The sequence below is a fragment of the Halomicronema sp. CCY15110 genome, from assembly GCF_016888165.1.
Lineage (GTDB): Bacteria > Cyanobacteriota > Cyanobacteriia > Phormidesmidales > Phormidesmidaceae > Halomicronema.
In genome coordinates this window covers 1-9979 of sequence record NZ_JACSWC010000240.1, presented here as the reverse complement: position 1 = coordinate 9979, position 9979 = coordinate 1, and the positions used below count along the sequence as shown (strand labels likewise).

The following is a 9979-nucleotide window of genomic DNA, read 5'->3' as shown; positions in this document are numbered from 1 at the left end:
CGCGGTTTCTGAGTCATCTGAACATTCTCCTTCCTTGTCGACTCTGCGGGAATGTCCACTTTTTCGAGGTAAGGTCATTATGCCGGCAAACAGATAGCGTTCCCGCCGCCGAATTTTGCATGGGGATACCCGTCTTTCACGGAAAGCCGACGGCGGGATTTGAACCCGCGACCGCTCGATTACGAATCGAGTGCTCTACCACTGAGCCACGTCGGCAGTGCGATTCAAATTTTAGCAGGATTGGTGAAATCTGAAAGGGCGATCGCCAGAACGCCCAACATCAGCACAGACAGACACATCTCAATCAGTTGCCCGCTTGATCAGACAGCGCTGTGGATGCCAGGGGCACTATGCGGCCATCGTCCGACGCAAATCAGCGGTCGCTTGCTCGTCGATCTCCAGGCTCGCCGGATCAATCACTACGCCATAATCGCGCTTCGCCGACTCGATACTGACAAACTCATCCAGCACGTCTTCCAACACCAAGGCCGGATCGCGCTCTAACGGATGGCCATAGCCGCCGCCACAGGGACTGACGGTACGCAGGGTATCGCCCAATTTTGTTTTGCGGCAGGGAAACTTGGAGGGCAAATCTTCCACCGTAGCCGCATAAGGATTGCGCACCTGCACTGCGCCAGGGGTGCCATCCTTGCCGTCAAAAATGCCCCAGGGCGCGTACTTGTTGCCTTCCCCCTCTAGCGACATTTGCCCCGGCGCGAGGAACTGAATATCGCGAATGGAGCCGAGACCGCCCCGATACTTGCCCGCCCCGCTGGCGTCTTCAATCAGTTCGTAGCGGGTGACCCGCAGGGGCAAGTGCGCCTCAATATCTTCGATGGGGTTGTTGCGGGTATTGGCATAGAGGGTATCGACGCCATCCATGCCGTCTTTGCCGTAGCGCCCGCCGTAGCTGCCCTCGGTGATGTCCATATACACCCAGTAGTCTTCGCCCAGCGCGCCACTGTAGGAGGTGACTTTGATGTTGCCGATGCCGCCGCTAACGTTGCGGGGGGCCACTTGGGCCAGGGCCTTCATCAGGGTGTCGGCGACGATGTTACCGGGGCAGCAGCGGGCAATCACTGGGGCAGGATAAATCGGGTTGGCTAGACAGCCCTTGGGCGCGACGATCTGCACCGGGCGCGTCAGGCCGGAATTTTGCGGCACATATTCCATCAGGGCGGTGTCGAGCAGCACCGATCGCAACGTCACAAAAATGGCAATGTCCACCGTGCCGACGAAAGGCATATTGATGGGGCGATCGTCCACCTGGGGGGCGGTGCCCGTCAGATCGATGGTCATGTCGCTGCCGTCGATGGTCACAGTGACGGCAATCTTCAGGTCTTTTTTGCCGGGGTCGGGATCGTCCAAAAAGCCATCGAGAAAACCTTCGGCGCTGTACTCGCCGTCGGGCAATCGCTCGATCGCTTGCCGCATCATCCGTTCAGAGTAGGCCATCAACTCACCACTGGCCGCCAGTACGGTATCCAAGCCGTACTGTTCTACTAAATCGAGAAAGCGCTGTTTGCCCACGCGACAGGCGGCGACTTGGGCTTCGATATCGCCCACCACCACGTTGGCGCTGCGAATGTTTTGCCGTAGGATGCGCCACACCTGGCGGTTTTGCACGCCTTTTTCGTACAGCTTCACCGCTTTGAATTGCAGCCCTTCGGCAAAGGCATCCACTGCATCCACAATGCCGCAGCTACCGGGCGACGACGAGCCAATATCCAAATGGTGGGCCGTCGTGAAGGAGTAACCAATCAGTTCCTCATCCTTAAAAATGGGGATGCCAATGCCGATGTCTGGCCCGTGGGAGGCCCCATAGTAGGTGTGATTGTGGAGAATCACGTCACCGGGAAAAAACTCTTCCCCCTCTTCGGCCATGGCTTTGAGCACGCCCCGCATGTAACCGGGAATCGGGCCGAGTTGCAGTGGGGTGCTGTAGGCGCATTCGGCCAGCTGCTGACAGTCGGCATCTAAAATCGCCGCGCCAAAGTCTTCGGACTCGCGAATGATGCTGGAGTAGGACATGCGAGCCAGTTTGTGGCCCATCTCTAGGGCGATGCCGTTGAGGGCACCCGCGACGACCTGAGCAGTCACGGGGTCAATTTTGGGCAGTTGGCGAGGCTGAGGCAAGGAAACCGTCATGGCATGTTTGGGTAGGGAAACAGTCTTCTTCGTTATAGGGGGTGGTGGGGCTTCAAGTCGTAACTTGCACTACTAGAGAGGAAAGTTTGGCGGGGCGCGACCAGTCGGCTAGGGCTGGATGGATCGCCGTCCAGTGCTGGAATGCCTGTTCGCAACGCTCCCCAGCTATTGGGATTGGCGGCAGTCGGCGTGTCTTTGCTGGGAACGGCCCAGCAGGCGGGGATGATTGCCATTGGCGATGAAGTGACTGTAACGATCGCACGAAAAGCGCTAAATGTAGAACCGAGGCGTTAGAATCATTTTAGATTTTCCATATTTAGCGCTGGCTTGCCATCTTTGCCTACGGGTGACCGACTCGCCAAATAGGAAAACGATCATGACGGCTTACTCGCGATCGCTCAACCACCATGTCTACACCTACCCTATTGCCCCCGGCCCCTCAAGCCATCCCCGCGATCGAGGTCTCCGGACTCCCCATCGAGGTCGGTCTTTTGCCCGATGGCACTCCTTTCATGTCTGGACGAGAGTTGGCACGGGCCTGTGGCATTTCTAACAGTACGCTGGTGGGCTGGGGCGAAATCACGCCGCAGGTGGGCGATCGCCATCGAGCAGGCAAACTCGCCAACTTGCTAGCAACTTACAGCTATGGTGGCGATCGCCTATTCGTCCGCATTCCCGATGGCACTAAATTTGGTGGTCGGGCCAACGTTTCGGCCTATCCCTACCAGGTCTGCATGGCGCTGTTGGATTATTACGCCTTTGAAGCGAATAAAGAAGCCGCCCGCAATAGTCTGCGATTGCTGAGCGAAAAGCAACTGCCGCAGTTTATCTGCGAGGTGGTGCAAACGTCGCCCCAGCCCACCCCACCGCCCCAGGCCATTCAGCCCAAAGCCGATCCGTTTCAGCGTCGCCCGCTGCGGAATGGTATTCCCGTCGGATATTTCAGCATTAGCCAACTGCTTGAAACGGAGCCGCCGCGATCGCTCCCCCTAACCGAACTTCGCACCGCCCTGCTGGTCAATATTGATAAAGCCTGGAACCGCTACTGGAATATTCAGGGTCTGGGGCCGCAATACGGCGATCGCTTTGCCATGCCTCAGCGCCCCCTAAACGACTGGGCCAGATCACGGCAGTATGTGTACCCCAAGGCGGCGTTAGCGGCCTTCCAAGATTGGCTGGCGCTGCACTACCTTCCAGAAAGATATCCGTCCTACCTACAACGCAAACGCCAGCAATTGACCGCGCCGTTGACGCGACTCAAGCTATTGCCCCAAGTTGGCTAGTGGGGTTGATAGACTCCTCAACCACACCGCTTCTTGGAGTAAAGTGGCGTAAAAGCGGGGTTGATTGGTCTCTAGCTGAGCCCACTCGGCGGCTGTATAAATCTGCGCCTCAACGGGCACGGGAATTGAGAGAAAATCCCATTGCTGGCTCCTATGGGTGAACGGCAAAGCGCTCTGTCGCAGAATCATCAACACATCCAAGTCACTGCCAACTCCGGCCTCGTTCCGAGCATAAGAGCCAAAATAGCCGACCGCGATCGCCTCAACTAAGGCTGACTCATGTTGAGTAACCCATTGCCGCAAGGCGTCATCCACTTCGTCTCTACTCGGCCATCGCCAGATCGACGAATTCAAGGATCGCACGGGCATGACCAATTGCCTCCTGGCTTTGAAGGGGACCGTAATGATCGAAGGCTGGCTCCTCAATACACCTCCCCAGCTACATTCGTTTCTGTCCATCTACTTACCTCAAGCTGGGTGATACTAGCTGAACCATTGCTCAATTGCCAGAGTTTATGGGAAATCTAGCTCTGGAGGCAGCTACTTTACTTCAATGAGTTGCTGCTGAAAAAAGTCATTTCCCTAAAGGAGTTGATGGGCCCATCACATCGAAAAGCTGGACAAAATATTCGTAATCTGGCTTTGCAAAGAAGAGTCAAAGCTCTGACGGCCATGGCCTCAGCAGCTTTGTTGATCGCCTTGCCATTTCTTCTTCAAACACTTTTTCAAGAACTATTGGCTCAGCTTCCTAACAGTTCCTCCCAAGCTCCGAGCCTACTACCAATTGTTTATGTGTTTTGTCTAGTCGCCAGTCTCGGTTGCTTGTTCAATGGTCTGTACTGGTGGCGGCGGGCTAACCATGCTGATCAGGGAGCCAAAGGAGAAGAAGATATTGCTGAGGCGATCGCCGACTTGCCAGCTGCCGGATGGACAATCGAGTATGGTCTCCGGTTAGGTAAAGGACTGGGCGATATCGATATTGTCTGCCTTTCACCCCGCAATAAAACCTACGTCATCGACGTAAAATCGCATCGAGGCCGGGTCATCGCAGATGGGCAAAAGCTTTATCGACTGATGGGCTCTCAAAAGTATGCCTTCGAAAAAGACTTTCTCAAACAAGTGATGAAACAGGCGTTTCAGGTTAAGCAGCAAAAGCAGCTAAAATTTGTCACGCCTATCATTGCTTTCTCTGACGCCAAAGTGCAGATTAAAGACAAAATCCAAGGTGTGTATGTCGTTGAGAAATCCAGGCTATCTTATCTCCTCAAGAAACTCGGATAAGCCACAAAGATCTGTCGCAGACTGCAAAACAGCGTAAAGCTGAAGCGATCGCCTGTTCCAAATCTCGTTGTGCTTGATTAAACCAATCCTGCGACCGATTCGGCATGATGAGTTACGAACAGATTAAAAGTTGCCGTGGGAGGATAGCGCCGTTTTCAACCGCTCAATCACCTCATCGACAGGAATCACCCCGAGTTCGCCCTCGGCGCGGGTGCGAATGCTCAACGCATTGGCTTCCTGTTCTTTCGCCCCCACGATCGCCATCACCGGAATCTTGCCTTTCTCACCGTTGCGAATGAGTTTGCCGAGGCGATCGCCGCTCTTATCGACCGCAGCGCGAATGCCCGCCGCCACCATGCGATCGGCCACCTGCTGGGCATAGCCTGTTAACTCCGTCGTCACGGGCAACAGGCGAATTTGCTCGGGCGCGAGCCACACGGGGAAATCGCCCGCATACTCTTCAATTAAAATGCCGATGAGCCGCTCCAGCGAGCCAAAGGGCGCACGGTGAATCATCACGGGACGTTGGCGGCTGCCGTCTTCCGCCACATATTCCAGGTCGAAGCGCTCCGGCAAGTTGTAATCCACTTGCACGGTGCCCAATTGCCACTCGCGATCGAGGGCATCGTTGAAAATAAAGTCCAGCTTTGGGCCGTAAAAGGCCGCTTCTCCCGGTGCTTCAAAGAAATCCATTTCCAGGGTTTCCACTGCCCGCCGAATCGCATTTTGCGACTTTGCCCACACCTCGTCATTGCCGATGTACTTATCCGACTCCGGATCGCGGAAACTCAACCGTGCCTTGAAGTTCTTCAGTTGCAGGCTGCGGAAGACCGCCAGAATCAGATCCACCACCTTGAGGAATTCGTCATCGAGTTGATCCGGTGTGACAAACAGGTGCGCATCATCCACGGTAAAGCCGCGCACGCGGGTTAGGCCGCCCAGTTCCCCCGACTGCTCGTAACGGTACACGGTGCCAAATTCTGCGTACCGAAGGGGCAGCTCTTTATAAGACCGCAGCTCACTCTTATAAATCTGGATGTGGAAGGGGCAGTTCATTGGCTTCATCACAAAGCCCACTTCGTCCTGCCGCGACTGGTCGTCCTCCGCCATCATGGGGAACATATCTTCTTGATACTTTTGCCAGTGCCCCGAGGTTTTGAACAAATCCACCCGCGCAATGTGCGGCGTCACCACGGGCAAATAGCCGCGCTTCACCTGCTCCTGTTTGAGAAAATCTTCCAGAGTCGATCGCAGCAGCGTGCCCTTTGGCGTCCACAGCGGCAATCCCGGCCCCACCTCGTCAGCAAAGACAAACAGCCCCAGCTCTTTGCCCAGACGGCGGTGGTCACGTTTCTTCGCTTCTTCGCGGCGGCGCTTGTACTCCGCCAGTTGTTCCGGCGTTTCCCAAGCGGTGCCGTAAATGCGCTGGAGCTGGGCTTTTTCGGCGTCACCGCGCCAGTAGGCTCCCGCCACACTTTCTAAATCAAATGCTTTGGGATTGAGGTCTTTGGTCGTTTCGACGTGGGGGCCAGCGCACAGATCCCACCAGTCTTCACCCAAGTGATACAGGGTGATCGGGGCTTCTAATCCTTCCAGAATTTCCAGCTTGTAGGGTTCCCCCAGTTCATTGATGCGGCGCTGGGCTTCTTCGCGGCTGACCTCTTCCCGCGTCACAGGCAGGTCCTTGTTGATGATTTTGATCATCTGCTTTTTGATCGCCTTTAAATCCTTTTCGGTAAAAGGATCGGGATTGTCAAAGTCGTAATAAAAGCCGTAGTCAATCCACGGGCCAATAGTGACCTGCGCCTTGGGAAAGAGCTTTTGCACCGCCATCGCCATCACATGGGAAAACGTATGGCGAATGCGCTTGAGATGATCCGACTCATCGGTGCGGGGTAGGTGGATTTTTTCGGGAGAGTCGCCAGCGTTAGCCATAGTGAACGGAGAAAAAAGTGCGATGTGACCACAGCCAGTCTACTAGGGATAGCGGTTGTGGCAGTGGGTTTTTGCGATTATTTTCATCCTAATCGGTACGGGAGGGATCAGGGGGAGTGGGTGGGTGGCAGGGTGATTGGGTAGCAGGGTGGTTGGGTGTGAGGGTGGGTGCGGTGGGTGGAGACGTTGGAAGTACGTGCGTAGGGGTAAGGCATTTTGGGGAAACCATCGGACACCGACCTCAACCATCGTGGCTCAAATGCTTCGCCCTGGCTCGCACATTCCCGCACATTGATAGGGAATGAGCTATTTCCCCAGGGGGATGTGAGATCTGACGCAACCAACAAATATCGAGAGGTGACCATACCCAAAGTTTGACAACCTGCATGCCCAAAGATATTGCCTCTGCGGCTCCCCCAAAAGCGACTCAAGCAAGCGGACTGGGCACTTTTGGCGGCGTGTATACGCCGTCGGTGCTCACCATTTTGGGGGTAATTATGTACCTCCGCTTTGGCTGGGTGGTGGGCAATGTGGGCTTGTTGGGCGCTTGGCTTATTGTCACCCTGGCGGTGAGCATCACCCTGTTGACGGCGCTGTCGATTTGCGCGATCGCGACTGATCGGGTGGTACGGGTGGGCGGGGCCTATTTTATGATTAGCCGCTCCCTCGGCATTGAAACGGGCGGGGCGGTGGGCATTCCGCTCTATTTTGCCCAGGCGCTGTCGGTAGCGCTGTACACCCTGGGCTTTGCCGAAAGTGTAGTCAACGCCTTTGGTCGCTTCGATCAGACCTATGTGGCGCTCATTGTGACGATTGCGGTGGCGGTGCTGGCGCTGACCTCGGCAGAGCTGGCGATCAAAGCGCAATACTTCATCATGGGGGCGATCGCGCTTTCTTTGCTCTCCCTCGCCTTGGGGTCACCGTTAGAGCAAACCCAGCTAGAAATGTGGGGCACTGAGGGGGGCGAACCTTTTTGGGGGGTGTTTGCGGTCTTTTTTCCAGCGGTGACGGGCATTATGGCCGGGGTCAATATGTCCGGTGACCTGAAGGAACCGACTCGCTCTATTCCCATCGGCACCCTGGCCGCCGTGGGCACAGGCTACGCGATTTACATGATTTTGCCGTTCTTTTTGGCGACCCGAGCGGATGCCGCCACCCTGGTGGAAGATCCCCTGATCATGCAGCGAATTGCCTTCTGGGGGCCAGCCATCTTGTTGGGCATCTGGGGGGCAACGTTATCGAGTGCGATCGGCAGCATTCTCGGGGCTCCGCGAATTTTGCAGGCGCTGGCGCGAGATGGCGTGTTGCCGCGCTGGTTGGGCTTTTTGGGCAAGGGCAGCGGCGCTAGCGATGAACCGCGCATCGGCACAGCCGTGACGCTGGGGGTGGTGGTCTTGGCCGTCGTCGTTGGTGATTTGAACTTGATTGCCCCGATCTTGACGATGTTCTTTTTGACGACTTATCTCGTCTTAAACATTTCCGCTGGGGTCGAGGGCTTTCTCGACAGCCCCTCGTTTCGGCCCATGTTTGCGGTGCATTGGTCGCTGTCGGTGTTGGGGGCGCTGGGCTGTTTGGCGGTCATGTTTTTGATCAACCCCGTCGCCACGGTGGTGGCTGGGGTGATTGTGGCGGTCATTTTTCTGTGGATTCAGCGGCGCGAGTTGCGCAGTACCTGGGGCGATGCGCGCCGAGGCATTTGGATGGCGGTGCTGCGTACCAGCCTATTTCAAGTGGGGCATGATCCAGATCCAAGAACCTGGCGACCCCACATGCTGGTGTTATCGGGATCGCCCATGCGGCGGTGGGGCTTGATTGAGCTGGCCGATACGCTAAACCACAACCGGGGGCTGTTCACCATTACCAGCGTCTTGCCCACCGGATCTCGCAGTGTGATGCAGCAAGAGGAGATGGAAAAAAGCATCAGTAACTATCTGCGCGAACGGCAGGTGCAAGCCCTGGTGCGGGTACTGACAGCGCCAGACCCTTTTGAAGGGGTAGAGCGGCTGGTGGAAATTTACGGACTGGGGCCGCTTGTCCCCGACACTATATTGCTGGGAGATAACGAATCGTCGGAAAATCGCGATCGCTACTGCCACCTCATCCACAACCTGCACCAAGCCAAACGCAATGTCGTGATCTATCGCGAGAATCCTCAAGCTGCCAGCCAGCGCCGTCGCCAAATCGACGTTTGGTGGGGCGGCTTGCACGCCAACGGGGCGCTGATGCTGATTTTGGCGGAACTACTGCGCGATGGGTTGGACTGGCGCAAAGCGCAAATTCATCTCAAACTCGTCGTGCCAGACGAACCCGCTGCCACCTTGGCCCAAGCCAATATTAAGGAACTGGTGGAAAACTTGCGGATTGACGCGATCACCCATGTGTTGGTGGCCAATGGGCGATCGTTCGACGAGATTTTGCACCAGTCTTCTCGCCACGCCGATCGCATCTTGCTGGGCTTGGCTGAGCCGGGAGACGACTTTCAGGCTTACTACAGTGCCATGCAAGAACGGCTGCAGGGGTTGCCCTCCACGATCTTGGTCTTAGCTGCGCCGAACTTTGCCTTTGCCGATGTGTTACAAAACTAACGGCGGCGGGGCAAGGGGCGATCGCGCTTGCCTTGACACGCCCCCCACTGACCCGTAAGGTCAAAGCCTATTGGCGGATTCTCAGCTTACCCATCACCCCCGCTCAGCCGCCTCACATCGCCCTTCTCAACATTGGAATTTCACCGCCCATGCGTTGCACCATCATCAGTCGTGCCGGACAAGTTCTCGCCTACGGTCATCTCTTTATCCGACCGCTGGACGATGGTAGTCTGCGCCTCGATTTAGAAACCGATCGCGGTCGCATTTTGGAAGGGGGCCTGATTGGTGCAGATGGCGACATGACGGCGGCGGGCGAAATTTTGTCCGAGCAGTTTTTTGACATGTGGGGCATGAGCGACCTGACCCTCAGTATTCAATGCGGTGAAACGAGCACGCCCCCCAATGCGGCACTGCCCCCCTCTGCCGACATCGACATGTCATTGCTGTAGATCGCTGGCAATGCCTGACCGGCTTTTCATCCTCGATCGGCTTGCGATTCATTCGGCATAAATCTGGTCAAGGTTACCCTAGCAGGGGCTGCTAGACTCCGCTGGGGCGACTAAAACCTCACCGCCTGCCGGCACCTCTCCTTGCCTTTGGCGAAGCCTGCCCGGAGGGCTTAGGAGAAGTTTATCGCCATGCGGGCTTTGAGTTCGCCGCTGGCAGCACTTCCGGTTCCTCTCCTTGCCAAGGCTACTAAGTACACATAAATCCCTCCTGGGCTAGTGACCATCCCTGAAAGATGGC

The 9979-nt window shown here is 56.2% G+C and carries 8 protein-coding genes and 1 tRNA gene; 5 read left to right on the top strand and 4 right to left on the bottom strand.

The genetic code is table 11. The features are described from left to right. Positions 1-144: 144 nt before the first annotated feature. Both JUK32_RS08965 and JUK32_RS08960 read right to left on the bottom strand, forming a co-directional pair. Positions 145-216 (bottom strand) — tRNA-Thr (locus tag JUK32_RS08965). Positions 217-348: 132 nt separating this feature from the next. Beyond that, the gene (locus JUK32_RS08960) at positions 349-2148 is read right to left on the bottom strand and encodes a hydantoinase B/oxoprolinase family protein (RefSeq protein ID WP_204138515.1); all 1800 of its coding nucleotides are present in this window, start codon (positions 2146-2148) and stop codon (positions 349-351) included. Between the two features lie 141 nt (positions 2149-2289). On the opposite strand from JUK32_RS08960, the gene JUK32_RS08955 reads away from it, so the two are divergent. Continuing rightward, positions 2290-2442 carry a hypothetical protein gene (locus JUK32_RS08955; protein ID WP_204138514.1) on the top strand — a complete coding sequence of 51 codons (153 nt, stop codon included), beginning with the start codon at positions 2290-2292 and terminating at the stop codon, positions 2440-2442. A gap of 113 nt (positions 2443-2555) precedes the next feature. Continuing rightward, positions 2556-3431 (top strand): hypothetical protein, encoded by an 876-nt coding sequence (locus JUK32_RS08950; RefSeq protein WP_204138513.1) that lies wholly within the window; start codon positions 2556-2558, stop codon positions 3429-3431. Here JUK32_RS08950 and JUK32_RS08945 read toward each other — a convergent pair. Next, positions 3411-3800 (bottom strand): nucleotidyltransferase family protein, encoded by a 390-nt coding sequence (locus JUK32_RS08945; RefSeq protein ID WP_204138512.1) that lies wholly within the window; start codon positions 3798-3800, stop codon positions 3411-3413. The two genes, JUK32_RS08950 and JUK32_RS08945, sit on opposite strands and share 21 nt — an antisense overlap. A gap of 189 nt (positions 3801-3989) precedes the next feature. On the opposite strand from JUK32_RS08945, the gene JUK32_RS08940 reads away from it, so the two are divergent. Then, positions 3990-4712, top strand: a complete 723-nt coding sequence (locus tag JUK32_RS08940) for a nuclease-related domain-containing protein (RefSeq protein ID WP_239112475.1) — start codon at positions 3990-3992, stop codon at positions 4710-4712. 123 nt (positions 4713-4835) lie between these two features. On the opposite strand, the gene thrS is transcribed toward JUK32_RS08940, so the two are convergent. Then, entirely contained in the window at positions 4836-6647 is a 1812-nt protein-coding gene (gene thrS, locus JUK32_RS08935; protein ID WP_204138511.1) for a threonine--tRNA ligase, read from the bottom strand. Positions 6648-7033: 386 nt separating this feature from the next. On the opposite strand from thrS, the gene JUK32_RS08930 reads away from it, so the two are divergent. Then, positions 7034-9232 carry an amino acid permease gene (locus tag JUK32_RS08930; RefSeq protein ID WP_204138510.1) on the top strand — a complete coding sequence of 733 codons (2199 nt, stop codon included), beginning with the start codon at positions 7034-7036 and terminating at the stop codon, positions 9230-9232. Positions 9233-9264: 32 nt separating this feature from the next. Next, positions 9265-9681 (top strand): hypothetical protein, encoded by a 417-nt coding sequence (locus JUK32_RS08925; RefSeq protein WP_204138509.1) that lies wholly within the window; start codon positions 9265-9267, stop codon positions 9679-9681. The last annotated feature ends 298 nt before the right edge of the window (positions 9682-9979 follow it).